This window comes from Dyella subtropica, from assembly GCF_026283965.1.
Classification (GTDB): Bacteria; Pseudomonadota; Gammaproteobacteria; order Xanthomonadales; family Rhodanobacteraceae; genus Dyella_D; species Dyella_D subtropica.
This window is the reverse complement of record NZ_JAPDPD010000020.1, coordinates 61,905-86,192: the sequence shown is the minus strand read 5'-3', so window position 1 is coordinate 86,192 and position 24,288 is coordinate 61,905. Positions and strand designations below refer to the sequence as shown.

General features: G+C 61.9%; 24 protein-coding genes. 7 read left to right on the top strand and 17 right to left on the bottom strand.

Annotated features, from left to right (window positions below; genetic code table 11):
- The first annotated feature begins 39 nt into the window (after nt 1-39).
- The 3 genes from OUZ45_RS16865 to OUZ45_RS16855 all read left to right on the top strand — a co-directional run bounded on the left by OUZ45_RS16865 (nt 40) and on the right by OUZ45_RS16855 (nt 3,330).
- Nucleotides 40-1,104, top strand: coding sequence for a sensor histidine kinase (locus OUZ45_RS16865; protein WP_266171320.1), 1,065 nt, complete (start codon nt 40-42; stop codon nt 1,102-1,104).
- Entirely contained in the window at nt 1,101-1,865 is a 765-nt protein-coding gene (locus OUZ45_RS16860; protein ID WP_266171319.1) for a LytR/AlgR family response regulator transcription factor, read from the top strand. The genes OUZ45_RS16865 and OUZ45_RS16860 overlap by 4 nt, the downstream gene beginning before the upstream one ends.
- Nucleotides 1,866-2,355: 490 nt before the next feature.
- Nucleotides 2,356-3,330 (top strand): TolB family protein, encoded by a 975-nt coding sequence (locus tag OUZ45_RS16855; protein ID WP_266171318.1) that lies wholly within the window; start codon nt 2,356-2,358, stop codon nt 3,328-3,330.
- Nucleotides 3,331-3,351: 21 nt separating this feature from the next.
- Here OUZ45_RS16855 and OUZ45_RS16850 read toward each other — a convergent pair whose 3' ends face one another.
- The 3 genes from OUZ45_RS16850 to OUZ45_RS16840 form a co-directional block, all read right to left on the bottom strand.
- The gene (locus OUZ45_RS16850; protein ID WP_266171317.1) at nt 3,352-3,540 is read right to left on the bottom strand and encodes a DUF1737 domain-containing protein; all 189 of its coding nucleotides are present in this window, start codon (nt 3,538-3,540) and stop codon (nt 3,352-3,354) included.
- Between the two features lie 132 nt (nt 3,541-3,672).
- Nucleotides 3,673-5,124 carry a hypothetical protein gene (locus OUZ45_RS16845; RefSeq protein WP_266171316.1) on the bottom strand — a complete coding sequence of 484 codons (1,452 nt, stop codon included), beginning with the start codon at nt 5,122-5,124 and terminating at the stop codon, nt 3,673-3,675.
- A 392-nt stretch (nt 5,125-5,516) separates the two neighbouring features.
- Nucleotides 5,517-6,287, bottom strand: a complete 771-nt coding sequence (locus OUZ45_RS16840; protein ID WP_266171315.1) for a hypothetical protein — start codon at nt 6,285-6,287, stop codon at nt 5,517-5,519.
- A 410-nt stretch (nt 6,288-6,697) separates the two neighbouring features.
- Between OUZ45_RS16840 and OUZ45_RS16835 the strand changes: the two genes are divergently transcribed.
- A complete protein-coding gene (locus OUZ45_RS16835; RefSeq protein ID WP_266171314.1) occupies nt 6,698-7,549 on the top strand; it encodes an alpha/beta fold hydrolase in 852 nt (283 codons plus the stop codon).
- 157 nt (nt 7,550-7,706) lie between these two features.
- Here the strand turns inward: OUZ45_RS16835 and OUZ45_RS16830 are convergent, their stop codons facing one another.
- Nucleotides 7,707-8,630 (bottom strand): LysR family transcriptional regulator, encoded by a 924-nt coding sequence (locus OUZ45_RS16830; RefSeq protein WP_266171313.1) that lies wholly within the window; start codon nt 8,628-8,630, stop codon nt 7,707-7,709.
- Between the two features lie 137 nt (nt 8,631-8,767).
- Here OUZ45_RS16830 and OUZ45_RS16825 point away from each other — a divergent pair, with 137 nt between their 5' ends.
- Nucleotides 8,768-9,328, top strand: coding sequence for a lipocalin-like domain-containing protein (locus tag OUZ45_RS16825; RefSeq protein WP_266171312.1), 561 nt, complete (start codon nt 8,768-8,770; stop codon nt 9,326-9,328).
- A gap of 292 nt (nt 9,329-9,620) precedes the next feature.
- On the opposite strand, the gene OUZ45_RS16820 is transcribed toward OUZ45_RS16825, so the two are convergent.
- The 4 genes from OUZ45_RS16820 to OUZ45_RS16805 form a co-directional block, all read right to left on the bottom strand.
- A complete protein-coding gene (locus tag OUZ45_RS16820) occupies nt 9,621-10,385 on the bottom strand; it encodes an SDR family oxidoreductase (protein WP_266171311.1) in 765 nt (254 codons plus the stop codon).
- Nucleotides 10,386-10,485: 100 nt separating this feature from the next.
- Nucleotides 10,486-11,430, bottom strand: coding sequence for an oxidoreductase (locus tag OUZ45_RS16815; RefSeq protein WP_266171310.1), 945 nt, complete (start codon nt 11,428-11,430; stop codon nt 10,486-10,488).
- A 25-nt stretch (nt 11,431-11,455) separates the two neighbouring features.
- Nucleotides 11,456-12,151 carry an isochorismatase family protein gene (locus OUZ45_RS16810; protein ID WP_266171309.1) on the bottom strand — a complete coding sequence of 232 codons (696 nt, stop codon included), beginning with the start codon at nt 12,149-12,151 and terminating at the stop codon, nt 11,456-11,458.
- Nucleotides 12,148-13,077 (bottom strand): DMT family transporter, encoded by a 930-nt coding sequence (locus OUZ45_RS16805; RefSeq protein ID WP_266171308.1) that lies wholly within the window; start codon nt 13,075-13,077, stop codon nt 12,148-12,150. The genes OUZ45_RS16810 and OUZ45_RS16805 overlap by 4 nt, the downstream gene beginning before the upstream one ends.
- A gap of 86 nt (nt 13,078-13,163) precedes the next feature.
- On the opposite strand from OUZ45_RS16805, the gene OUZ45_RS16800 reads away from it, so the two are divergent.
- Nucleotides 13,164-14,117: a LysR family transcriptional regulator gene (locus OUZ45_RS16800; RefSeq protein ID WP_266171307.1), complete on the top strand. Its 954-nt coding sequence runs from the start codon at nt 13,164-13,166 to the stop codon at nt 14,115-14,117.
- A gap of 133 nt (nt 14,118-14,250) precedes the next feature.
- On the opposite strand, the gene OUZ45_RS16795 is transcribed toward OUZ45_RS16800, so the two are convergent.
- On the bottom strand, nt 14,251-14,793 hold the full coding sequence (locus OUZ45_RS16795) for a tyrosine-type recombinase/integrase (RefSeq protein WP_266171344.1): 543 nt from the start codon (nt 14,791-14,793) through the stop codon (nt 14,251-14,253).
- Nucleotides 14,787-15,017 (bottom strand): site-specific integrase, encoded by a 231-nt coding sequence (locus OUZ45_RS16790; protein ID WP_266171306.1) that lies wholly within the window; start codon nt 15,015-15,017, stop codon nt 14,787-14,789. The genes OUZ45_RS16795 and OUZ45_RS16790 overlap by 7 nt, the downstream gene beginning before the upstream one ends.
- Nucleotides 15,018-15,451: 434 nt before the next feature.
- Here OUZ45_RS16790 and OUZ45_RS16785 point away from each other — a divergent pair, with 434 nt between their 5' ends.
- A complete protein-coding gene (locus tag OUZ45_RS16785; RefSeq protein WP_266171305.1) occupies nt 15,452-16,585 on the top strand; it encodes an acyltransferase family protein in 1,134 nt (377 codons plus the stop codon).
- A gap of 112 nt (nt 16,586-16,697) precedes the next feature.
- On the opposite strand, the gene OUZ45_RS16780 is transcribed toward OUZ45_RS16785, so the two are convergent.
- The 7 genes from OUZ45_RS16780 to fliE all read right to left on the bottom strand — a co-directional run bounded on the left by OUZ45_RS16780 (nt 16,698) and on the right by fliE (nt 23,608).
- Nucleotides 16,698-17,948 (bottom strand): flagellar hook-length control protein FliK, encoded by a 1,251-nt coding sequence (locus tag OUZ45_RS16780; RefSeq protein ID WP_266171304.1) that lies wholly within the window; start codon nt 17,946-17,948, stop codon nt 16,698-16,700.
- Nucleotides 17,949-17,963: 15 nt separating this feature from the next.
- A complete protein-coding gene (fliJ, locus tag OUZ45_RS16775; RefSeq protein ID WP_266171303.1) occupies nt 17,964-18,410 on the bottom strand; it encodes a flagellar export protein FliJ in 447 nt (148 codons plus the stop codon).
- Complete coding sequence (fliI, locus tag OUZ45_RS16770; RefSeq protein WP_266171302.1) at nt 18,407-19,777, bottom strand: flagellar protein export ATPase FliI; 1,371 nt, start codon at nt 19,775-19,777, stop codon at nt 18,407-18,409. Before fliI ends, fliJ begins: the two co-directional genes overlap by 4 nt.
- The gene (locus OUZ45_RS16765; RefSeq protein WP_266171300.1) at nt 19,774-20,424 is read right to left on the bottom strand and encodes a FliH/SctL family protein; all 651 of its coding nucleotides are present in this window, start codon (nt 20,422-20,424) and stop codon (nt 19,774-19,776) included. Before OUZ45_RS16765 ends, fliI begins: the two co-directional genes overlap by 4 nt.
- Nucleotides 20,424-21,413: a flagellar motor switch protein FliG gene (fliG, locus tag OUZ45_RS16760; RefSeq protein WP_266171343.1), complete on the bottom strand. Its 990-nt coding sequence runs from the start codon at nt 21,411-21,413 to the stop codon at nt 20,424-20,426. Before fliG ends, OUZ45_RS16765 begins: the two co-directional genes overlap by 1 nt.
- 10 nt (nt 21,414-21,423) lie before the next feature.
- Nucleotides 21,424-23,109, bottom strand: coding sequence for a flagellar basal-body MS-ring/collar protein FliF (fliF, locus tag OUZ45_RS16755; RefSeq protein WP_266171299.1), 1,686 nt, complete (start codon nt 23,107-23,109; stop codon nt 21,424-21,426).
- Between the two features lie 169 nt (nt 23,110-23,278).
- Nucleotides 23,279-23,608 (bottom strand): flagellar hook-basal body complex protein FliE, encoded by a 330-nt coding sequence (gene fliE, locus OUZ45_RS16750; RefSeq protein ID WP_266171298.1) that lies wholly within the window; start codon nt 23,606-23,608, stop codon nt 23,279-23,281.
- Nucleotides 23,609-24,288 lie beyond the last annotated feature (680 nt).

The following is a 24,288-nucleotide window of genomic DNA, read 5'->3' as shown; positions in this document are numbered from 1 at the left end:
GTTGGGGTGTCCACACGAATTACGTCACACCGGCTGAGCATGCCGGCTCTGATACTGGGGTTCTGGACCCTGATCGCGCTGTCGTACACGCTCAGCGCGGGGTTGTCCTCGATCAGCGAAGGCCAGGACACGAACTGGTCGCGGATTTTGGTGTGGAACTTCGTCGATTTCTATCTGTGGATGGCGCTGGTACCGCTGATCGCCTGGCTGGGCCACCGGAGCGCCGGCCAGGGTTGGCGACGCTTCGCCGCCCTGCACATACCAGCCAGCCTGGGCGTGGCACTGGCGCAGATGGCGACGCATCTGGCCATCTTCTGGATTGCGTGCGGGCCAGGGCGCGCACCGGTGAACACGCTCGGCGGCTACCTGCGCATGGAGTTCGCCTTCAGTTACCACTTCGCCTTGCTGATCTACTGGATGATCCTGGTAGTGCTGCGCGGCCTGGACTCGCAGCGCCGCCTGCGTGACGAGCGCCTGCGCAATGCCCAGCTGGAATCACAATTGGCGCAGGCACAGCTGCGCACGCTGCGTGTGCAGCTGCAGCCGCATTTCCTGTTCAACACACTCAATGCGATCTCCGCACTGGCATTGGCCGACCCGATCCAGGCGCGTCTGATGATCGCCAGGCTCAGCGACCTGCTGCGCCTGACCCTGGAGGAACGCCATGCACTGGAAGTGCCGCTCTCGCGCGAGCTGGAACTGCTGCGCTGCTACCTGGACATCCAGCAAGTGCGTTTCCAGGACCGGCTGAGCACGCATTGGGATGTGGCGATGGATACGATGCACGCTGCCGTGCCCAGCATGATCCTGCAGCCGCTGGTGGAGAACGCGCTGCGCCACGGCCTGCTGGACAAGCCCGAGCCCGGCCAGCTGCAGATCGTGAGTCGCTGCGAAGGCGGCCAACTGTATCTGCGCGTCGACGACGACGGCTTGGGCCTGCCGGAGGGCGTTTCCGAAGGGCTGGGCCTGGGCAATACGCGTGCGCGCCTGCAGGTGCTGTTCGGCGAAGGCGCCAGCGTTGCGCTGGCGCGCAAGGCCGAGGGCGGCACCCGCGTGGAGCTGCGCTTTCCCTTCCGCGAATACGTCACGGCGCCCACCGCATGAACCCACCGCCGATCCGCACCCTGCTAGTGGACGATGAAGTGCTGGCGCGGCTGGCCCTGCGCCAGGCGCTGGCCGCGCATCCGGATGTCGAGATCGTAGGCGAATGCGGCAACGCCGCCGAGGCCATGCAAGCCGTCGCCGCACTGAAGCCGGCGCTGCTGTTCCTGGATATCCGGATGCCCGGCATGGACGGCTTCAAACTGCTGCACCGGCTGAAGCCGGATACGCTGCCCATGGTGGTGTTCGCCACCGCCTACGGCCAGCACGCGCTGCGCGCATTCGACGCCAACGCGCTGGACTACGTACTCAAGCCAATCGACCAGGCGCGCTTCGATCAGGCGATAGCGCGCGTACGGCAGCAGTGGCTGGGCATGCATGCGCACGCCGTCACCATGCCGGTGGCGGCACCCTCGCCTCCTGCGCCGGCCCATGCGCAACGCATCAGCGTGCGCATCGGCGAAAGCATCCGCGTGATCGCCACCGAGGACATCGACTGGATCAGCGCGGACGGCAACTACGTGCAGATCCACGCGGGCAACGCCAGCTACCTGCATCGCGAAACACTACGGCGTCTACTGGAAACGCTGGACTCCTCGCGCTTTCTGCGCATCCATCGCGGCACACTGGTCAACGTGGAACGCATCCGCGAAATCCATCCGCTGTTCCAGGGCAACGCCGAAGTAGTGCTGCACAACGGCACCCGCCTCAATTTGAGTCGCCGCTTTCGTACGCATGCGCGGCGTGCGCTGGGTATGGTTTGAGAGCCATCCTTTTCAAGGTGTTCGAGAAGCTAGAGGCGGCGTGGTTTTAGCTCCCTCTCCCCCTTTCACCAATTTGTGCACGGGGGAGAGGGTTGGGGTGAGGGGGCAATCTTGCGACGTGGCAGATTCGAAGCGGGTTTCGATGCACGTGATCGCGAGCACCCGCCCCTCACCTCAGTCCTCTCCCCGGAGGGGAGAGGAAGCCACAGCTTCGCCTCGTGCGCACATTGGTAACCGGGGAGAGGAAGCAGAGGGGGAGCACCATGAAAGGGATGGGTCCGAGCGCCCATTCGCGACTTCCGCATAGCGCCCACAAACACCTGCGCGGCGCATCGCCTCAGTAGTTTGACCAGCCTCCCAGCCACCCGCACGCGTGGACAGCCGCTCGCCACGCAAGAGCAACCGCTCGTCACAAAACAGCGGCGCGCATCTCGCTCCTTGCGGACAATGAGGCAGGTCGTATCGATCCGTCATTCAACAAGGAGCACGCATGAGGTTGCATACATTCGCCTGGGCCATCGCTTTCGCGCTGGGTTGCGTCGCACCGGTGAAAGCCGCCGAGCTGCTGGGTCCCGGTGTCATTTCCACCGGCCTGCAAGAGACCACTGCCGCGCTATCGCCGGATGGGCAGACGCTGTACTTCTTGCGCTCCGACTTCGCCGAGGCAGACGACACCATCATGGTCTCGCATCGCAGCGGCAATAGCTGGTCTACGCCGGAGGTGGCTTCGTTCTCCGGGCAATGGCACGACTCCGAACCGGCCTTTGCGCCGGACGGCAAGCGCCTGTACTTCGTCTCCAACCGCCCTGCGCATCCGGGCGACGCACCCGTGGTGGCCAAGATGAGCGGCCGGACATTCCCCGGCACCAACCTCTGGTACGTCGAACGCCGGAAGGACGGACACTGGGGCGAGCCGGTGCATGTGGAAGGCGCGCTCAACGAAGGCTCCATGCTCTACAACCCGTCCGTGGCAGCCAACGGCGACATCTATTTCTCCGCCCACCGCCCGGACTCCGGCGAGGCCTACCAGATCTATGTGGTACACCCCGCCGGCACCGGTTATTCCGTACCTCAGCGCGTGGAGTTGGGCGACCTCTCGCATAACCGCATGGACCCGTGCGTCGATCCGCGGGGCCGCTTCCTGCTGTTTGCCGGCAATGAAGGTGATTCGCTAGGCAGCGCCGATATCTACATTGCCTTCCGCCAGGCCGACGGCAGCTGGAGCAAGCCGGAGCACCTGGGCGGCGACGTGAATACCAAGAGCCTGGAGAACGCGCCCACGCTGGGCCCGAAGTTCGGCGAACTCTATGTGTCCAGCAACCGCCAGGAAGAGGTGCACTTCCCCAAGCCCCGCGACACCATGGCCTCGTTGCAGCAGCGACTGAGCGGCCCGCTCAACGGCTCACGCAATATCTGGCGGGTGGATATCGCCGACGTGCTGCGCGCACACGGCATCAAGGAGTAGCGCTCGCCGACAACCAGATGGCTAGTCTTTCTCCGGCCAAAGTAGTGCCTGAGCAACGACCACATGCTCACCGTTGAACGTCGCCGCTGGAGACCCATACAGCGTGTAGCCAAGGTCCAGAGCTTCCGAGACGCGGTGACAAAACACCGCGTCGTCCTTGCCTGTGAGCAATCGATATCGCGGAAGACCATCGGGTGGCGAGTTGGACATTGGGGAGGCTCCTTCTCAATCCAGATTACGTTGCGCAGATTTGCAAAGGCCAGCCATACCGAGAAACAGCTCCCTTCCCGTAGTATCGGTAACTCAGTGAACGCCCTTCATCCACGCCGATAAAACGCTGCATTATGGTTGACTGGATAAACGGAAGAGAGCTCCCGGAAAACTTCCAAGATTCACGTTTATTGCGTTCGTGCTTCGCCCGACAACTTCCCATACACCAGTGGTGAAATTCAGCTGCTCGATCTTGACCCACCATTGGTTGAGTCCCAAGGTGGCCGCTACAGTCGAATCCGTTGGCCTACGCGCAACGAAAAGCATAACTTGTCCACTGGAGGCGTCACCATACTCTCCCGCCATAAGATCATTGGACGGCATCCACCCTACGATAGAGCCCGTTGGCACACCCAGAAAGGGGGCAACGAATTGTTGGAATGGGTAGTGAGTAAGTGCGATCTCTACCTGACTGGTCATCCCGTAGGTGCTCTGCTGGTCGCTCAGGAGGTCGCGGGGCTTATTATCAGAAGTTAACAAGCCTTCGAATTGAGGAGATCCAGCTTTGTCGTCCACATCATGGCTGACAAAGTTCGCGAATCCGCGCCCTCCAAACACAAAATGCCAACTTGAGAACCAACGCAAGTGGTAGAAATTTGCGTACTCATATGAAGTGGGCCCTGGATTCGCAGCGAGAGGCGACGCTCGAACGTTCTGTAGATACGCAACAGGAGCAATGTTACGTCGCAGGGCCTGCGACGAGATTATGCTCATATTCTCGCTCATAACCAGATCCCGGGCAGCCGAGCAGCCGTCAAACTGCGCGGTAAACGGGTATAGATCGAACGCCAGGACATCTGGCGCAATGTTGTCAAGTGCAGATAGAACATACGTCGTGTACTTGTTCACCATACTGGTCGCAAGATCACGGGAAACCAAGGCATTGCTTGTGCAGTCCACTCCGTATTCCGATGGTTGCATAGCATCGGCTTGCGCGGATCCTGGGATGTTTAGTGCCGCATCGTTGGCGTTTACTGGCACAAGATTGAGAAATACCTTCATGCCTGCAAAAGCGGGCTGGCTCATCAGGCAGGCCTTGAGCTTCCCCAAAGATTGATGCTCCGGTGTTGCAGGCTCGTCAGCAAGCTGGAATCCGTAGAATGCGTCGGGATAGGCAGCCTTCAGTGGCAAAAGATCAGGGATGATGCGGTTACTGGTGTATTGATCACAATTGAACTGCCCGGAGGTAGATGCAGCTTTCCATGCCCATTCCTCGTATGTCAAAAATTTGCCTCCCTGAGCGCTTATGGCACTTCCCATAACACTCATCTGCGCGCTGGACGCAGAAGGTAGTAAGAAGAAAAATCCCCCTGCCTGCCTCAGTGCAGTAACAACGGCCACTGCCCCAACTGGATCATCGAGATAGCAGTTTGGGGCTCCTGCGTACGGACAGCTCTTCGCCGCGCTTAAAAATACGAAAGAACCGCCCGACACATCAGTCATTTGTGCCTTAGTTGCCGGGGAATAGGCAGCTAAAGTCAAGATCAACAACGCAAAAGCGAGGTTGGCGAATATCCTAATCATATAGTTCTGTCCAAGAAACTGTTGGTAGAGGCTAGCCACTTTGGCAAATGAGGCTAAGTCTACAGATGCCAACGAACGAAAGCGCACATCGCTGGCCTCAAGCTTAGCCAGGCTCTCAACGGTACCGCCAAGGGGCGCTGGGTAGCGTCAAGGCGAGCTATTTGTAGCCATGCCCATCGAAGTGGGCTATCACCACGCTTCTGGTGGAGGAAGGTACGGGACACTTGGTAGAAGCATCACCTATCTTCTAAGTCGGCGTCTCCATCTTCGCCAATGGAAGGACTGCCAATCCGTGACTGCTGCCAGCGCCCACCACTACCGTAGTCTTCGATACCGGCACGGTTGAAGGAAAGCTCGAATATGCTTTTCGGCGCACGAAAGATTCTCCTTCTTCAGTCGCCGGCGCGCAGCTGTCTTCGCACTTCTTCATAGATGACAGCCGCAAGCTGCGGATTGCCGGGAGACATTTTCTCCAGCTCGGCCTGCGTCACCCAGTTCACGGCGGCGCGATACGCATTTTTCTGTTGCTTGAGTCGGCGTTGCATCTGCATCAGGTCTTCCGCCGTACGCACGGGGCACGGGTGTAGGTCGGGTGCCGCAGCGAGGCGTGCCTTCAGGCGTTGAAGTTGGCGACTGGCCAGTACTGCTGGCAAGGTGCCATAAGGATGGAATTCGCTATCGATGGAGGGCGGCAGCGACAGCTTGCCGGCGGATTCGGCATTGCTGGTGGTGATGAAATCGCCGTTGCTAAGCTCGCTCTCGTAACCCGTGCAGTGCTTAGTCTTCAATGTGCGGAGAAAGAATTTCGGTGAGTCCAGCCAGCGGCCGTTGCCCAGGCCGCGCAGTAGCAAGCGCATCAGGCGCGCCATACGCGGCTTGACCTGGTAATAGTCGGCCACGATGCCACCATCGGCGGAAACCATGCTGCGGATGAAGGTGCGAGCGAGCAGCGTCGTGGGCGAGGCTGTGAGTTCAGCGATTTCGACGTCGCGCAGATGGCGGAAACCCTGAGCTTCGTGCCGGATCTGGAAGTCGCGATAGGCTCGGAGATCCAAATGCGTGAAGTCCCCTTCCTTGACCTCGAGATAGGTGAACTCACTACCGTACGAGCGCCGCATCGAGGCAATGATGCGTTGCGCCGCCTGCTGATTCGAATCTGACATACGCATCCCTAACGGCTTGAGAGTCGCGGAGTAAGTAGATAAGGCTGGCATGGCCTGCGCCGCATTTCGAGCCATGCGTTGCAGGAGTGCCGACGGTGATTCCGGCGCTCGCCGGCATGGGTGTTTAGCACCTTCTCGTTGTCCGTCGCCAGTACCGAGCTGATGAGCGGCACACGATGACAAGCGCCGTATATGACATAGGGCGCCATGAGTTGTGGCACATGCGGTCCTGGGAGACCCGGCTACAAGATGGATCAACCGTTGTCCGATCCATGGGGCTTGCTGGGGACGCGAGCGCCAACCCAAAGGGAACGAACGGAAGAGTTGCGTCTGTTGACGGATGTTGTCGTTTCGCTTGCACAACCTGCAGGCAACGGCGTTATCTCGCCTCACAGGAGGGTCATCGATCCATGAAACGCATCCCGTTTATAGCTGCGCTTGCCGCCCTTTCTTTGATTGTGTTCGCCTCATCTGTCCGGGCGCAGGGCAAGCCCATTTCTGCTGACACCTGCTCATCGTCGCTGCTGGGCATCGATGGCAACCAGATCTGGGTGAACAAAGAAGGAGCCGGAAACGTCACCGTCGTCTTCGAGTCCGGCTTTGGCAACGATTCGGGCGTGTGGTCGCAGATCGCGCCGAGGATCCGCGCCGTAGGTACGCAGACATTTGTGTATGACCGGGCCGGCATGGGCAAGAGCACCATCGATACCGCCGTGCCTTACAGTCTCGACCATGACGTCCACATACTGAGAAAGGCGCTGACGGACTGCGGGATCAAGGGCCCGGTCGTGATGGTCGGGCATTCGTACGGCGGCGCCATCAGCCTGTTGGCAGCGTCCGAAGACCAGCGCATCAAGGGACTTGTGCTGCTCGACGCCGTGGTTCCCGGGGTCTGGCCCAAAAGCGAAGTCGACAAGAACCTGAAAATGATGCGCGCGCAGTACGCGGAAGTCCGCGCGCAGGCTCCGGGCCTCGCCAAAGTAGCCATTCCTTGGGCTGAAGCCATGCCGGAGACGGCCAAAAAAGTGGACAGCATCCGAGTTTCCGCAACGATCCCGATCGTGGATATCGTGGCGGAAAAAGGACAGAACGACCCGGAAAGCACGCAAATATGGCGTGGCGCGCACATGGCGTTTACCGCGAACAACCCGCACCGCGAATACCTGTTCGCCGCCGGCAGCTCGCATAAGGTGATGATCGACAAACCCGATCTCGTCGTCGAGGCCATCGAGAAGATGGTCGAGAAGAGCAAGGGGCTGTAGTCATTCGTGCAGACCATCAGCACACGCGGCTCCGACCCCACATCAGCGTCTTCTGGCTTTCGGTGTAGTGCATCCAAAAAACGGGATGGAGACAGTTAAGCGCTGCCCCCGTCCAACTAGCTACTTCCGTCCCGTTTTCCAGCGGCCATCGGCGCGATCACCTTGTCGCTGAAAACGCGATGGCATCGTCGGCATTTGGCGGAAGCCGCCGCGTCATCTCGGCGTGTAGAAAATCGACGAACCGACGGATGCGCGGCGGCTGAAAGACGTTCGGGTGGTACACCGCATGGATGGGCGTGGGCGCGGACCACGCTGGTGCATTGGCCAGCATCAACCGTCCTTCGCGTACATCCGCCGCCACCGCCCAAAGCTGCCGATAGGCGAACCCGCGACCGAGAACAGCCCAGTTGCGTATCACTTCGCTGTCGGTGCACTCGTGATATCGCTGAACCCGCACGACGACTTCCCCAAGACGCCACTCATTTCGTGGTCCAGCACTTGTGGTTAGTACCAGTGTCGGCAATTCGACGAGATCCTCGGGATGCTTTGGCATCCCATGGGTCGCTATGCACGTTGGCGAAGCGCACACCACGCGCCAGCTATCGGCAAGGTGACGCGCGACAAGGTCGCTGTTCTCCAAGGGGCCGACGCGGATGGCTACGTCGATGTCATCCGGCACGAAACGTGAGAGCGAATCCGATAGCGTCAGGACAATGCGCACCTTCGGGTGCAGGTCCATGAAACTGTCGAGGATGTAGACCAGCAGGTTGCGCCCCAGATCGGAAGGCGCCGATATACGCAGCGTCCCGCTCATACCGTCGGTGCCGCTGCGAACCGCGCGCTCGGCTTCCCTCATGGTCTCGATAGCGACCCGGCAGGACGCGATGTAGATGCGCCCTTCATCGGTCAGGCGCAATTGACGGGTCGTACGTTCGAAGAGCCGCGCGCCGAGCATGGCCTCGACTCGTTGCACGCAGGCGCTGGCGGCGGCAGGCGAGAGCCCCGCCCGGCGCCCGGCAGCCGACAGGCTGCTGAGGTCAGCCGCATCAACGAGGAGCTGCATGTCGCTGAGGCGGTTCATGAGGTCCGGTCCTGGGTGCGGAAAGCGCGGGTGGGATGATCTTCAAATGGTATTTGAAGGTCAATGAAGATCGAAGCCTATTATCAAAACGGAAAGCGCGGGAGACGATGCCACCTCCCCTCACCCAAGGTGCCGCCATGTCACGCGCAAAACTCCTGCTGCTCGTCTCTTTCCTCGCCCCGACGATCGCATCGCCGATCCTGGCCGCCGCGCCCGCCCAAGATAAGGCGATGAGACACAGTGAAACAGTCAGTGATCACGCTGTGGTGCCGAAGGAACTGATTGGCGCCTGGACGCTCGTCCGCTGCGACAATGTCTACCCCGATGGCCACCGCGTAGAGCTATATGGCCCTCACCCAGAGGGCATGTGGCTTATCGATGCCCAGGGCGACTACATGATGCAGATTGTGCGGGCGAAGCGAATGCCATTCGCGGTGAACGACAAATCCAAGGGAACGGCAGACGAATACCGTGCCGCCTCGATGGATAGCAATGCCCATTTCGGCCACGTCAGTGCCGACGCCAACGTCATGCACAGTCACATCTTGCGCGCATCGTTCCCGAATTGGGATGGCAAGAGCGGAGACTCAAGTTACACCATCCATGGCGACGAATTGACCTATAGCGTGGCCAAGCCGTCGAGCGGTGCGGCCGAGGGCGCCCATGGCGAGGTCGTATGGCGGCGCGTTCGCTCTTAGGAACGTGCAGGGAGGTCTCGAGAATAAATTTGACCAAGTCGAGCCACGGGATCTTCCTGCCTGACTAGCGTCGAATCACAACTGGCGCGAGCTTTGGGCTCCCTCCCCTGCTCGCAGGGGAGGGCTGGGGAGGGGTGAGTACTTGAGAAAGCGTTTCGGGAGAGGTTTTCGCAAGTGCTCACCCCCTCCCGACCTCCCCCTGCGAGCAGGGGGAGGGGAACATCGCGCCAGCTGAGCTTCGACGCTAAGGTCCCCTTCTGAAGACCCGCCGGGCAACACAAAAGAACAGGATTCAGCGGGCCAGGTATCCGCCGTTGATGAAGAGCGTCTGTGCAGTAACCCATTGGGACTGCGGCGAGGCAAGGAATTCGATCAACGGAACGACATCCTCAACACGTCCCAGGCGGCCGGCAACACTGGCGCCCGTGGCGCGCGCGACCGATTCGGGCGTCTCCGCGCCATGATAGAACGCCGTATCAATGGGTCCCGGCGCGACGACATTCACAGTGACGCCCCGATGACCGATCTCTCTGGCAAGGGAGCGCGTGAAATCCTCCAACGCTGCTTTCGCGCCTGCATAGATCGAATAGAACGGGATCGTCGCGCCCAAGATCGTCGTGCCCATGTTGATGATCCGGCCATTGTCCGAAATGCGACGCGCGGCCTCTTGCATCACGAAAAACGCCGCCTTCGCATTGATGCCGAAGGAGCGGTCGAAGTCAGCTTCGGTGATATCCACGAATGGCTTCTTGATGACCAGGCCGGCATTGTTGATCACAATATCAACGCGCCCCAAAGCACCTAGTGCTTCGTCGAACATCTGCCGCACCACTTGCGGCTCAGCGAGGTCCCCGTGGACGACGACCGCCTGAGCTCCATGTTCCTTTACGAGACGAGCCGTTTCCTCCGCATCGTCTTTTGCCGACGCCCCGTGGTAGTGCACGGCAATGTCGGCACCCAAGCGCCCAAGTGCCACCGCAAAGGCTCGCCCCATATTCCGAGCGCTACCCGTGATAAGTGCAACCTTCCCTGCTAGCGGTCGTGCAACTACCGTCATAAAAGTCCCCTCGTGTTGTTCCGTTTGAACAAAGCGAGGCGGACCCTATCAGATGGTCATTGAAAGACGGAAGTGCATGGGCTCGCTGCACTTAGGCGATTCAAATCTCAGCGTCGTCGATGCGTGTGGCTACCGCGACGTCCTGCCACTGCGCCAGGTCGCGCAGCAGCGCTTCGGCGTGATTGCGCACGGCCTCAACGGCGTCGGCACCGAGCTGCAGACGCAGCGGCGTTACCGGTGCATCGAGTGCTTTTTCGATTGCGGCAGCCGCCTTGCGCGGGTCACCCTGCTGGGTGCCGTGCATCCCGCTGGCCAGCGCGCGCGTGCCGCCGACTGTCGTCTCATAAGCTTGCATGGGTGTCATGCGGCGCGTGGCATCGCCCATGAGTTCGGTGCGGAACGCGCCGGGCTCAACGACGAGCACCTTGATGCCGAACGGCGCCAACTCCATGGCCAGTGCCTCCGATGCGCCTTCGAGCGCGAACTTCGACGCCGAGTAGGCGCTGAAGCCAGCGAACGACAACTGGCCGCCGAGGCTGGAGATGTTCACGATGGCCCCCGAACGCTGCTCACGCAGCACGGGCAGCGCCGCCTGCGTCACGGCGATGGCACCGAAGAAATTGGTGTCCATGATTGCGCGCCATTCCGCTTCCGGAGTCTCCTCGACCGCGCCGACCACGCCATAACCGGCGTTGTTGATCAGCACGTCGATGCGGCCGAAGCGTGTGACGGCCGCATCGATGGCGGGCTGGATGTCTTGAGTCCGATTGACATCAAGGCGCACGGTAAGAACACGGCTGGGCGCAAGAGCGACGAGGTCCTGCAGCCTGTCGACATTGCGCGCGGAGGCGACGACGTTGTACCCACGGCTGATCGCGTGCTCGGCGAAGGCGCGGCCGAAGCCCGACGACGCGCCGGTGATGAACCAGGTTTTGTTCGATGACATGCGTTGGCTATCCTTGATGTGTCGTTCCGACAACTTTACTTTTTTTGATGTCGATTTCGTTTCAATAGCCGATCCGGTGAGAATCCCCGGATCGGCCATCGGCGCCGCTGGCGGCTGCGGGCAATCAGCGTTTCGGCGCGACCATGGTCTGGAAATAGTCGATGCCCTGACCCCACGCGCCGCCGTGGGTCTGCGCAATCTTCTGCACCTGGACTGCGCTGTCGTGGCGCTTCCAGTCCCCCTGCCACTCGAGCATCACCGCGAGCCACGTTACCGGAATGGCACCGGCCTTGATCATTCGCTGCACGGCCATGTCGTGGGACTCTTTCGACACGTCGCCGCTGGCGTCGACGACGACGTAGACCTCATAGCCTTCCTTGAGCGCGGAAAGCACCGGCAAGGTCACGCACGAATCCGTCCACAATCCGCTGACAAGTAGCTTCTTGCGTCCGCTCTTGGCGATGGCGTCGTGCAGTGGGGCGTACTGCATGGGGTCGATCACGCTACGGTCGAAGGGCTTCACGTCCGGCCGCGCGTCGGTGAGTTGATGGAAGAATTGCCCGCCGAACTGGTTCGCGCTGACCGTGGCGTAGAACGTCGGCACGTTGAACACCTTAGCCGCCAGGCTCAGACCTTCGGCGTTGTTGATCAACTTATTCACGTCGATGGACTGCACCGAGAACACAAATTGCGGCTGATAGTCGACCATCAGCACAACGCTGTTCTCCGGCGTGAGAGGGTCGAGCTGGCTGGCATGGGCGGCGTGCCCGATGAAGGCCAGGGCGATGGCGAGGACAGCCGCGGAAAATCTGCGTTTCATGAATCACTCCTGCGAAAGGTCAACGGAACGAGCGGAACAGCGTGCGCGGGTCGCCACGCGCGATTGGTGAGCACAATGCCTGCGAAGACCAGCGCAAGGGCTGGCCAGAACGTGGCGTCGAGCGATTCGTGAAAGAGGATGGTGCCTGCGACCACACCGGTGAGGGCGATCACATAACCGATCTGGCTGTAGGCGGTAGCGCCAGCGACACGCTGCAGGGTGGAGCCGCTTACGTTCGCGGCGACAGTGACAAGGATCGACAGCGCGAACAGCGGCGCGGCGGACCATATGGTCGCGGCGGCGACGTGAGGCCTGACGGCAAACACTGGCGCCAGCAGCACGCCCTGCACGGCAAGCGCGCCCGCGGAAGCGGCGGCAGGGGCGAGCTGCGGAGGCCAGTAGCGCGAGCGATAGATGTTGCCAACGGCGAGAAGCATCGGCACGCCGAGCGCGAGGCACAGAGCGAAAGCCTCGCCGTGCGGGGCAACGCGCACTCGCGGCAGCAGCACCAGCAGCGCGCCGCTCAGGCCGAGCAGCACACCGATCAATGCATTGATCGAAGGAAGGCGGCGCTCGATCAAAGCCGTCAGCAATGTGGTGAACATCGGAGAGAACGTCACCACGACCGTGAAGATCGCGGCCGGAATCCGGCCCAGCACCCAGTTACCCAGTAATGGCCCAGCCGCGAGGGCTATCAGTGAAGCGATCGAGAAATAGCGCAGCACCCCGCCGTTCAACGTCGGTGCAGTGCCGCGAAACCGCAGTGCGGTCAGCAGCACCGCGCTTGCGCCAGCGAGCTGCACGAACGAAACCGTGATCTGGTCGACACCTGCGCCGAGCAGCATCTTGGTCAGTACGAAGCTCGTGCCCGTCAATCCTCCCGTGAGGAGCGTCAGTGCGATGCGTTGGAGCACCGTGTAATTCATACCGGATTCCCTTCGAGCAAGCGCGGGGAAAATAGCAATATGACCGCGTGCCATAATCCGCCGCGGCGCTGACACACTGTTTCTTCATGTCAACAATCAATGACTCCATGCTCGACCTGACCGGCTTGATTGCTTTCGTGCGCGTGGCCGAACTCGGCAGCTTCGTGCGGGCGAGCGAAAGCCTTGAGTTGTCCAAGGCGGCCGTGAGCAAGCAAGTGTCGACGCTGGAGCGGCGACTCGGCGCGCGTCTGCTGCAACGGACCACGCGTCAACTCAGCCTTACGGAAGCGGGACAGGCGTATCTGCAGCATGCGCAAACCGCCCTGGCTGCGGCGCGCGCCGCGCAGGACGCGGTGGCCGGCACGCAGACCGTCGCGCGAGGGCGGTTAAGAGTCACCACGCCGATGACGTTTGGTCTGCTGCACGTTGCGCCCTGGGTTGGCGGCTTTCTCAAGGCGTATCCGCAGATCGACCTCGATCTGCAGTTCGACGACCGGCCAAGGGACATCGTCCTCGAAGGGCTCGACGTCGCCCTGCGCATCGCTGCGCAACTCGATGCATCGAGTCTGGTTGCGCGGCGCATCGGCGGCACACACGTGCTGTTGTGCGCAGCGCCCGAGTATCTCGATAAGCATGGCAAGCCGACTCATCCGAGCCAATTGCACGCGCATGCGTGCCTGCACTTTTCCTTGACTCCGCTGGGCCGGGCCTGGGAGCTCCAACAAGGGGAAGAAATGGTGCGCATCGCACTGACCACGCGCCTGGAGGCGAATTCGTCGATCGCGCTGCGCGCAGCGGCGCTCTCCGGCGCGGGCATCGTCCGCATTCCGGAATTCGCCGTCGCCGACGACATTGCGTCCGGCCGGCTCGAAGTGGTTATGCCACATTGGAAGTTTGCGGATCTCGGCATCTACGCGGTGATGGCCAAGCGCGCCTACGTGCCAGCCAAGGTGCGCGTATTTCTCGACTATTTCGGCGCGGTTTGGAAGCGTACGCCCGGCTGGAGGATGGATGGGTATTCGGCGAAGAGCGCTTGCTAGGCGAGCGTGCGGCGTCTATGCAAAAGGCGAAGGCGATACATCTGGAAACCATCCCTACGCCTGACACTGGATAAGACACAGCTACAGAGCACACCGCCTGCTCTTGGGCCATTTCTCTTTGGATACTTTCTCTTTACTCCGGGCATCCACACCCTCCGCCCTTCGGGCCAGCTGCGATGTTCGCACCCGCTCCTGCGGCTGGGTGGGCCAGCAAAGAGAAAGTGACCCGGCTCGCGGCAGCGAGGTGGAACGCCCGCTGCGTAAGCGGCCAGGTCGCGATAACCCAACACCAAAGTAAGCGACCGGGAACCAAAAGCTTACCCCCCGCAGAGGGCGAGCGGTTCAATACCGAACCAGAGATTTTGAGCAGGCCCAAAGCCCACCCTGAGTTGAGCAGCTGACCCTTTGCACATTCATCTACTCGCCGCGCGCCATCGTAAGTAGCGCAGCCCGCGTCTCCTTCTCTGCCCTTAGTGGCGGCCAGCGCAAGGGCATCTTCAACCTCGATGGCCAAGTAACGCACCGTGCTCTCGAGCTTCGTGTGGCCAAGCAATAGCTGGACGGCTCGCAGATTGTGGGTACGCCGATAGATCAGGGTCGGCTTTGTGCGCCGCATCGAATGGGTGCCGTAGTCGGCGGGCTGTAGCCCGACACTTGCCGCCCAGCGCTTTACAATCCGGGCGTACTGACGGCGGACAGGTGGAATCCTGGCCGCTGCCTACTGGGAAATAGATAGTCCTCCCGGGCAAGCCCCTTCTTGTTGATCCAGTCCATGACTGCCTGCCTGGTTTGCTCGGTTAGCTCGAACTGAACTGCTTTCCCTGTCTTGCGCTGGATGATCTGAGCCCTAGCGCCCAGGCCACCCTCGCGCGCCAGGTCGCAGACCTTGAGGGGGGCCATTCGCGGCTCAATGACAGAGTCACCGCCCATCCTGGATCGGGCCTGGGTAGGCGTACGCCTGCGCCCGATGTGATTTCCCATCCCTGGTTAACCGACGCATCATGCGGACTTGAGATCACTTTCTGGCGAGACTTTCTTTCCGGCTGATCATGAGGAAGCTCAACCCGCGAAGGATCTACCGCGACCAAAACCCTCAAACGGGTGCCGTTTGGGCGTACACATATGGTTGACTTAGAGCGGCATGGCAACGCATTCGGCATTGTCAGGCACTAACAGAGCGAATCGATAAGGCTGGCTCATTGTCGCGAGCCGTATCGATGGACGGTGTCGCCGTGCTCATCTTGGGAGGAAGTTGAAAATGCGGACTCATCCGGGTTTCAAGCTCGCCGTTCGGATCGCGAGATGTTGAACGCGTCGAGCAATCGACAACAAGCATGAAGCTCAGGTTCGCTAATCAGCTGCGCGCGATTGCGGCGCTACTGGTCGTCATCAACCACTATTGGGGGATCTTCTTCTCGCCCGTCGTGCGCGCGGTGATCGGGACGCCGGCGAGTTTTGTGCCATTGAAGCCGGAATACACGCAGCATGTATTGTCACCCGCATGGGGCGGATTCCTCTACGGCGTTTTCGGTGTCGCCGTATTTTTTCTGATAAGCGGATTTGTCATCCCGATCAGCCTGAGAAATATTTCGACTGGTCAGTTTCTGACGAGGCGGTTTTTCCGCATTTATCCCGTCTACTGGTTCTGTCTGCTGATAAGCATCGCCATGTATTTCATCTGCTCGTGGTACTGGTCGACACCGTTGTCGGACAGAATCAGCATGCCATTCCTGGCGAAAAATCTCCCGCTCGTGCACAGTGCGGCAGGATTGCCTTCACTGGATTTCGTGAGCTGGTCACTGGCTGTGGAGCTCAAGTTCTATGTGGTTTTTGCACTACTAAGCCTGGCCGGAAAAAATGCCCATCAAGTCATGATGCTGTCTATTAGCATTCTGACCTTGTGTTGCGTCGTTGCCTTCTTCTCGACTCACGGGCTGAATTCGGAATCCTTTATTTCATATGCGGTATCGGACATGAAGTACATCACGTTCATGTTCCTTGGCTGCCTGTTTTATTACGTTCTCTATCGCGAGCTCAGCGCAAAGGTCGCGCTTGGTTACGGGATCATCATCTACGCCTTGTTCGTGACCATTAATTCCTTCTATGAAACAGGACTCTATGGGGCGCTGACGAAAAACTACACTTATGCATTGATGCTGTTTTCCCTGTGCTATCTGCTACGCAAAAGGTTCAAGGAAAACAAGCTCATCGACTTCCTGGCCGACATCAGCTTTCCGCTCTATCTGATTCATTCCATGATCGGGTATGTCGCCATGCCCATCCTGATCAGCAAGGGCATTTCCTTCACGTTTGCATGGATGATCAGCTTGGGCTTGACCATCTTCCTTGCATTCCTTGTGCATAGGTATGTCGAAATTCCCGCGAACAAATTCGGCAAGAAGCTGACCAGCCTCAGGGAAAACGGATTAGCCGAGTACGGCCGGCTGGCTTGTCGGGATAACGCCTAACATCCAACGTCCGGTTCAAAAGCAGACGTCCCCAACTTGCCCATCTGCCGGTTCAATCGCAGCGCCCGATAGAAGCCAAGAGTGGGTGATACGAACTTGCCAGCGCACGGAGCTAGGCAAAGGTATCCAGCAAACCCAGTGCAACGGTGCGCACGGCCACTGCCGCGGATTGAGCGACCGGCTCTGCCTCGTCTGCCTGACTCGCCGTCGCGCCTGTGCCGCCCTGCCCTGCACGACCACGATCCTGCTGCCCTACGTGCGCCTGCCCTAATGACAAGCCTTGCCCGGCCAACATCAAATCCAATTGACCAAGGCTTTGCTGCACGGCGGTGACGGCGGCTGAATGTTGCGCCGTGAAGCTGACGTCGACGCGGTTGTGTTCGACGCTGACTTTGACGTCCAACGTGCCGAGCTCTTGCGGTTGCAACCGGATGCGGGCCTCTTTCACTTGTTGACCGCCCAGCCACGCGACCTGCTGGCCCAGTTCCTGAGTAAAGGTCGGCGTGCCGGCCGGTGCTGTCATGGTGAGCGCATGCGCGGCTGACGTGGCGGGTGTCGACAGGTTGCCGCTGAGCGGGATCAGACCGCTGAGCATGTTTGGTTGCGCATCGTCTTTGCGCTCGCCACTCTGCTGGTTCGACGCGCCATCGCCATGAGTCGCTGCGGCCAGGGCCTGGATCACCGATTTTTCCGCGGTCATCGCCATGTTCGCCGACGAAGCGTCGACGGTCTCCGTCGTATCGCCGTCGCCATTGGCGGTTCCTGGCTTTGCGCCCGCTGAATTGGTCATGGCCGGATCGACCGTGGCGACGGCGGCCGTCGCTGCCTTGATGCCGGCGAGGATCGACGCCGGCAGGCCGGATGTGGTCGCTTGCGCTGCCACACCACCCAGCGCGCCATCGCCTTGGACCGGCGCGGCGGCAACCACGGGTGTCGCCGCCAACGGGATAGGACCAAACATGCTCAACATCACCGCCAGCGGTGCCTGCTTGCTGGCGTTGCTGTCCGTCTTGGCAGTGTCCGGATTCTTGCCCGAGGTCTCTGATGCTTGCATCGAGACGTCTGTCGATCCGGTTGACGATGCGGACGCGGAAGACGGTGGCGCGTCGGCGGACGTCTTACTCTGCGAAGCCGTGGACGGCTGCGTGGCGTGTGTCGTTGAACGCGTCCGCACGGCCGTCGTCTTCGACGCTGGCCGCGCAGGTGCGGGGGCATTGCCCGCCTGGCTTTTCGCCGCATGCAACTGACGGCCGAAAGCACCATGATCTGTTTGCGCGGCGGTGTCCGGCGACAAGCTCCGTACCGGATCGCTCGCATGGGAGATGGCGGCGGTTTTGGCGGGCATGGGAATGGAGAGACTCATGGTGACTAACTCCGGTCAGGCCTTGGACACGCGTGGCGGCGTGCGGCGGTTTTGCATGCGTTCGTCGATGTCGTTCTGTTCGCGGCGCTCTTCGCTCCGCTGCCCCTGCTCGCGATAGCGGTCGACCACACTGTCGAGCGCCTTCTCGCGTGCATGCGCCGCGCGCCAGGCGCCGCCGGCTTGTTCCAGCAGGCGGCGCTGACGCTCTACCTCGTGGATCTGCTGGCCGATCGCGCGATCGATCTTTTCCGCAAAGTGCTGTTGATTGAGCAGCGCGGTCACGCTGAGCCCACCGTTCTTGGCGCCGATGGCGTATTCGGCGTGGTAGCGGCGCAATTCGGCCAGCTGGCGCTCGGCGTCGGCAAAGCGTCGCTGTTGTTCGGCCAGACGCTGCACGGCATCCTCACAATGCTGGCGCGCCTGATCCACGGCCGGAGTGAGTTGGCTGGCGCGCGACTTCATCCGTTCACCTCGGCTGCGATGTTTTGGAGCATCGCGACCGACTGGTCCAGCAATGTGGGTTCGTCGACCTCTTGCTGCAGAAAGCCGCGCAAACGTGGCCACAGGGCGATGGCCTGGTCCACCGCGGGATCGGAGCCCTTCTGATACGCACCCACAGCGATCAGATCGCGTTGCTGGCGATACGCGGAATAGACCTGACGAAAGCGCTGCGCCGCCCGCAGATGGTCGCGCGCCACCACGGCCGGCATCACGCGGCTGATCGAGGCTTCGATGTCGATGGCCGGGTAATGGCCGGCTTCGGCCAAGTCGCGCGAAAGCACGATGTGGCCGTCAAGAATCGCGCGCGAGGCATCGGCGATCGGGTCGTGGCGATAGTCGTCGCCCTCGGTCAGCACGGTGTAGAACGCGGTGATCGAACCGCGCCCCTCGGCATCGTTACCGGCGCGCTCGACCAGGGCCGGCAACAGGGCGAACACGGACGGCGGGTAGCCCTTAGTGGCGGGCGGCTCGCCGATCGCCAGGGCGATTTCGCGCTGTGCCTGCGCATAGCGGGTAATCGAATCCATCAGCAACAACACGCGTTGCCCACGATCGCGAAACCATTCCGCAATCGCCGTAGCGTATTGCGCACCACGCAGGCGTTTGAGTGGCGGCGCGTCGGCTGGCGCAGCGACGATCACCGCGCGGGCACGGCCTTCTGCGCCCAGTGTATGTTCGACGAATTCCTTCACTTCGCGGCCACGCTCGCCGATCAGGCCGACCACGACGACGTCGGCATCGGTATAGCGCGTCATCATGCCCAGCAAGGTCGACTTGCCCACGCCGGAACCGGCAAACAGGCCGAGGCGCTGACCGCGCCCCACGGTGAGCATGGCGTTGATCGCGCGCACGCCGGTATCGAGCGGCGTGTCGATGGGTTTGCGTTCCATCGGGTTGATCGGCGCGCCTTTCAGCACGGCCTGATCGTCCACTTCCAGCGGCCCCATTCCATCGAGCGGCACGCCGTCGGCGCCGATCACGCGGCCCAGCAACGCTGCGCCCACAGGCAAGCCACCGGCCTGGCCGCTGGGCCGCACGCGAGCATTCGGCAGCACGCCGTGCATCTCGGTGACCGGCATCAGCAACAGGCGCTCATCGGCGAAGCCGACCACTTCGGTTTCCAGTTCGGCGCCGTTCGCCGTGGCGACCATGCAGCGCGAACCGAGCGGCGCTTCACAGCCTTCGGCTTCCAGCGTCAGTCCGACCACACGACGCAAGCGCCCTTCCACGACCAGTGGCTCGGCTGCTTCGGCGCGGCGTCGACGACGCGCCAAGCGCTCTTGCCAGCGTTGCTGGCGTGACGCTGGTGCGGCGCCTTGTGTGCTCATGGCACGACGCCATCCAGTTCGTTGTAGAGATCGGCGCTTTCGTCGCCAAGCACGGCGTCGATCACGGCGGCCAGACGCACGTCGACGCGCGCATCCAATCGAGAGTGCTCGCTTTCCAGGCGGCAATCGCCAGGTTGCAGGGTGGGGTCGGCGTGCAATTCCCAATGGGCTTCGGTGGCTTCTTGCGCGCGGATCAATACCAAGTCGCTTGGATTCACATAGACGCGTACCCTGCGCGTGGCCGACGGCAACGCCATCGCAGCCTGGCGCACGGTTTGCACGATCAGATCGGGACTGAGTTGCAGCTCGCGTGCTACCACTCGACGCGCCACCACCATCGCCAGCCGCGCCAGTTCCAGCTCGGTCAGATCGTCCAGAGACTCCAGCGGACGCGAGGCAGAGGCGAACAAACTCTCCAGGCGCGCCTGCTGCGCGGCCAGCTCATGCGTCGCTGCGGCACGTCCTTCGGCGAGGCCGGTGGCATAACCTTCGTCATGCGCTTCGCGTTCCAGCGCTTCCAGATCGGCCACCGTGGGCGGCGCGGACGCGGCCACGGGCTCTGCCGCCGATGCGGGCATGGCGCCTACCTGCGGCGGCTCCCAGCGCAGGTAGTCGGCCATCTCCTCGCGCGTGAGCATGACTCCCATCAGACGAACTCGTCACCGCCGGCCTGCAGGCTGATCTGCCCGGCATCGGCCAACTTGCGTGCGATCTGCAGCACTTCTTTCTGCGCCGCGTCCACTTCGCTGAGACGCACCGGCCCCTTCACTTCCAGATCGTCGCGCAACATGTCGGCGGCGCGCTTGGACATGTTGGCGAAGATGCGTTCGCGCACGCTCGCTTCTGCGCCCTTCAGCGCCGTGACCAGGCGTGCCGACGGCACCTCGCGCAGCAGCGCCTGCATGCTGCGGTCGTCCAGGTCGCCCAGATCTTCGAACACGAACATCAGTTCTTCGATGCGGCCGCTCAGTGACGAGTCGTGGCCACGGATCGATGCCATCAGCTCGGCTTCGCGGCTGGACTCCATCGCGTTGAGGATGTCCGCCGCCGCCTTCAGTCCACCCACGTTGGCGGATTTGAGTTTGTTGGTGTTGCCGGAGAACTGGCGCTCCATGATCTCGTCCAGCTCGTTCAAGGCATGCGGCTGCACACCGTCGAGCGTGGCGATGCGCATCACGGCATCGCTGCGTACGCGCGGCGGCATGTAGCCGATCACTTCGGCGGCCTGGTCCGGCTCCAGATGCGCCAGCACCAGCGCGATGATCTGCGGATGCTCCTGGCCGATCATCTCCGCGATGGCACGGCTCTCCATCCACTTCAGCGACTCCAGCCCCTTACTCGTGCGGCCGAGCAGGATGCGATCGATCAAGCCGCCCGCTTTGTTCTCGCCCAGTGCGTTGACCAGGATCTTGCGGATGTATTCCTCGGTGCCGACACCGAGCGAGGTATGGCGCCCCATGTCCTCATCGAGACGACCGAGCACGAACTCCACCTGGTCGCGCGACACGTTGGTGAGGGCGGCCATCGCCTGCCCCACCGCCTGCACGTCGCGCGCGGACAGGTGCTTGAGCACCTCGGCCGCCTCCTGCTCGCCCAGCGTCAGCAGGAGGATCGCCGCGCGCTGCGCGCCGTTGATATGGGATTGATCAGCCGCCATCCTCGCCCACCCAATTCTTCACGACCTGCGCCACCTGTTTGGGGTTGTCGTTGACCATGCGCCTGGCCAAGCCGACACGTTGTTCGTACGACGTCGCCGACAGCGCATTGAGCCGCATGCGCGCGTCGCCTTCATTCTCGGGTTCGTCCTGGATGCGCACCGACACCGTGGGCAGCGGCGACGGCAGCGCCGCCTGCATGGCCGGAACCGGTCCCTTGAATACGCCGCGCAGCAGCGGCCGCAGCAGACCGAAGGCGATCACCAGTGCGATCAACACGCCACCGCCCTGCTTGATCAGATCGATCATGCCGGGGCGTTGCCAGAACGGTTGCTCCGCCGGCGTTTCTTCTCCCGACGCGTTGTGGAACGGCTGATTGATCACGCTGACGCTGTCGCCGCGCGCTTCGCTATAGCCCACGGCGTTCTTGGCCAGTTCGGTGAGGTGCCCCAGCTCCTGCGGCGTGAACGGCACGCTGCTGGGGCCCTTGTCCCCGCTCGCCAGTTTGTTGTCGACCACCACGGCCACGGTAAGACGCGCGAGGCGGCCTGCCGGGTCGGTGACGTGACTGATGGTGCGATCGAGTTCGTAATTGCGCGTGGCGCTGCTGGAGTTTTCGCCGCTGCCCGATGAAGCGGTGGCCGTCGTCTTGGCGGCGCCCGCACCACCGGCTCCGGGCTTCGCCGCGGTGGGCTGCGCCGTGGTGTTCGGCGGCTGATTGCTCAGGGCGCCGGGCACGGCGCCGCTATCCGCGCCGTCCTTGTGTTGCTGGCTGCTGGTCTGCTCGCTGCGCAGCGCGGGGTGTTCGTGATCGTAGGTCTCGGTGGCCTTCTCGGTCTGGCTGAAATCAAGATCCGCGTAGACCTGCGCGCGCACCTTGCCCGGCCCCACCAAGGGCGTCAGCAATGCCTCGATACGCTGCGCGTAGGTGTTCTCGATACGCGTAGCCAGACGCAGCCGGCTGTCGCCCACCGCGGCGGCGTTATCCGGATCGGTGGTGGTGAGCAGCTGGCCTTGTTGATCGACCACGGACACCTGCTTCGGATCGAGTTCGGGCACGCTGGACGACACCAGATGCACGATCGCCGCCACCTGGCTGGCATCCAGCTGGCGTCCCGAATAAAGCGTGACCAGCACGGATGCGCTGGCCTGATGATTGTCGCGAATGAAGGCGGAGGGCTTGGGCAGCGCCAGATGCACACGCGCGGCGCGCACCGACTGCAGCCCGGCGATGGTGTTACCCAGGTCCGTCTCCAGCATCTGCTGGTAACGCGTGCGCTCAGCCAGATCGCTCATACCGAATGGCGAGTCGGCACCCGGCACGCTGGTGCTGCCGACGCTGCCCTGCGGCAGGCCCTGCGCGGCGAGTTTCAACTTCACGGCGGCGAGACTCGCCGCTGGCACCGAGATCGACGAGCCATCCGTGCCCAACTGATACGGCGTATTGGATGCCTGCAACGCCTGCGTTACCGCGGCGGCATCTTTCTGATCGAGCCCTGCATACAACAACGCAAAGTTCGGACCGCGCGACCACAACACCACAGCCACACCGAACGCCACCGCAAGCGCCACGCCGATCAGCAACAGCAGCTGCCTTGCGGCGGGGCTCTGCGCGAGATTCTTCAGGGGGTCCAGGCGCGTACCGTTGTCGGACTGCGCGAGGGCGTTCTCGGCCATTTAGGTCGCTCAGGGTCGGGAGGCGTTCGTAGACGCGGGAAAGGTATGGAGCCAGGAGTGAGTGATGAGGAGTGAGGAGTAAGAGATCAGGACGTGGGATTGCTGGGCACATCCAGCACGCGGAGCGCCTCGATTTTCGCGCTCTCACTCATCACTCCTTACGCCTCACTCAAACGGGCATATTCATGATGTCCTTGTAGGCATCCACCATCCTGTTACGCACTTCCGTCAGCGCGCTCAGCGAGAGACCGGCCTTCTGCACCGCCACCATCGTGCGACCCAGATCAGCACCTTCATCGCCGCGCTCGAACGACGCGGCGAGCCGACCGGCTTCCATCTGAGTCTGTCCGACCGCGATGATTGATTGACGCAACAGCGCGCCAAAGTCTTCACCCTGCGCCGCATTCGCCGCGCGAGCGAACGAAGTCTCCGGCATGCGCACCTGCGTGGAGAGCTGTCGCATCTGAGACAACATGCTGTTGATATCGATCTGACTCATAACGGCTGACTCATAACGGCTGACTCATGACGGCTGACTCATGACGGATTTCCAACGCGTGACCACGAATAAGTGGGTAGATGCACGAGGCGTGCCATGTGTTGTCGACGTGGCAATGCACGCGCATCACGCATCGGTAGGAGCGCACCCTGTGCGCGAAGGCTCTGCAAAGCAGTGCCCGGTAGTAGTGAGTCGAAAGAGCGCGGCCCTGTCGGGCCGAATCGCGCACAGGGTGCGCTCCTACAGGTTTGCTTTTGACGTTGTGCCGCTGTGCAGCGGTGAGCAACGCGCGGCGATGCGCCAGCGAGCCGTGCACGGGTCCCCTGTGCAGCGGTGAGGGCTGGACGATCAGGCCCCGAAGGGGGCGTAGGCATGGATGCCTGCGCCTTTTCGACACGACAGGGACGTCGTGTCGAAAAGCCCGGCCAGACCTCACGAACCCGCAGGCGAAGCCGGAGGGCGCGTAACCGGGGTGCCCTTCTCTTTGGTTACTTTCTCTTGGGCAAGCAAGAGAAAGTGACTCGGACCGCGACAGCGGTTCGAAAGCCCGCGGCAGGCGAGCCAGGTCGCGACAACGCGAACATCAAACGGCAACGCCACTGGACCCCGGCCTGCGCCGGGGTGACGACTAATGAGAGGTTGTCGCGAGCACCCGCCCCTCACCCCAACCCTCTCCCCAA

Bases quoted from the DNA above. Each gene is read 5' to 3' on its own strand.
- OUZ45_RS16865 (WP_266171320.1), top strand. From the start codon at position 40: ATGCCGGCTCTGATACTGGGGTTCTGGACCCTGATCGCGCTGTCGTAC.
- OUZ45_RS16860 (WP_266171319.1), top strand. From the start codon at position 1,101: ATGAACCCACCGCCGATCCGCACCCTGCTAGTGGACGATGAAGTGCTG.
- OUZ45_RS16855 (WP_266171318.1), top strand. From the start codon at position 2,356: ATGAGGTTGCATACATTCGCCTGGGCCATCGCTTTCGCGCTGGGTTGC.
- OUZ45_RS16850 (WP_266171317.1), bottom strand. From the start codon at position 3,540: ATGTCCAACTCGCCACCCGATGGTCTTCCGCGATATCGATTGCTCACA.
- OUZ45_RS16845 (WP_266171316.1), bottom strand. From the start codon at position 5,124: ATGATTAGGATATTCGCCAACCTCGCTTTTGCGTTGTTGATCTTGACT.
- OUZ45_RS16840 (WP_266171315.1), bottom strand. From the start codon at position 6,287: ATGTCAGATTCGAATCAGCAGGCGGCGCAACGCATCATTGCCTCGATG.
- OUZ45_RS16835 (WP_266171314.1), top strand. From the start codon at position 6,698: ATGAAACGCATCCCGTTTATAGCTGCGCTTGCCGCCCTTTCTTTGATT.
- OUZ45_RS16830 (WP_266171313.1), bottom strand. From the start codon at position 8,630: ATGAACCGCCTCAGCGACATGCAGCTCCTCGTTGATGCGGCTGACCTC.
- OUZ45_RS16825 (WP_266171312.1), top strand. From the start codon at position 8,768: ATGTCACGCGCAAAACTCCTGCTGCTCGTCTCTTTCCTCGCCCCGACG.
- OUZ45_RS16820 (WP_266171311.1), bottom strand. From the start codon at position 10,385: ATGACGGTAGTTGCACGACCGCTAGCAGGGAAGGTTGCACTTATCACG.
- OUZ45_RS16815 (WP_266171310.1), bottom strand. From the start codon at position 11,430: ATGGCCGATCCGGGGATTCTCACCGGATCGGCTATTGAAACGAAATCG.
- OUZ45_RS16810 (WP_266171309.1), bottom strand. From the start codon at position 12,151: ATGAAACGCAGATTTTCCGCGGCTGTCCTCGCCATCGCCCTGGCCTTC.
- OUZ45_RS16805 (WP_266171308.1), bottom strand. From the start codon at position 13,077: ATGAATTACACGGTGCTCCAACGCATCGCACTGACGCTCCTCACGGGA.
- OUZ45_RS16800 (WP_266171307.1), top strand. From the start codon at position 13,164: ATGTCAACAATCAATGACTCCATGCTCGACCTGACCGGCTTGATTGCT.
- OUZ45_RS16790 (WP_266171306.1), bottom strand. From the start codon at position 15,017: ATGGCCCCCCTCAAGGTCTGCGACCTGGCGCGCGAGGGTGGCCTGGGC.
- OUZ45_RS16785 (WP_266171305.1), top strand. From the start codon at position 15,452: ATGAAGCTCAGGTTCGCTAATCAGCTGCGCGCGATTGCGGCGCTACTG.
- OUZ45_RS16780 (WP_266171304.1), bottom strand. From the start codon at position 17,948: ATGAGTCTCTCCATTCCCATGCCCGCCAAAACCGCCGCCATCTCCCAT.
- fliJ (WP_266171303.1), bottom strand. From the start codon at position 18,410: ATGAAGTCGCGCGCCAGCCAACTCACTCCGGCCGTGGATCAGGCGCGC.
- fliI (WP_266171302.1), bottom strand. From the start codon at position 19,777: ATGAGCACACAAGGCGCCGCACCAGCGTCACGCCAGCAACGCTGGCAA.
- OUZ45_RS16765 (WP_266171300.1), bottom strand. From the start codon at position 20,424: ATGGGAGTCATGCTCACGCGCGAGGAGATGGCCGACTACCTGCGCTGG.
- fliF (WP_266171299.1), bottom strand. From the start codon at position 23,109: ATGGCCGAGAACGCCCTCGCGCAGTCCGACAACGGTACGCGCCTGGAC.
- fliE (WP_266171298.1), bottom strand. From the start codon at position 23,608: ATGAGTCAGATCGATATCAACAGCATGTTGTCTCAGATGCGACAGCTC.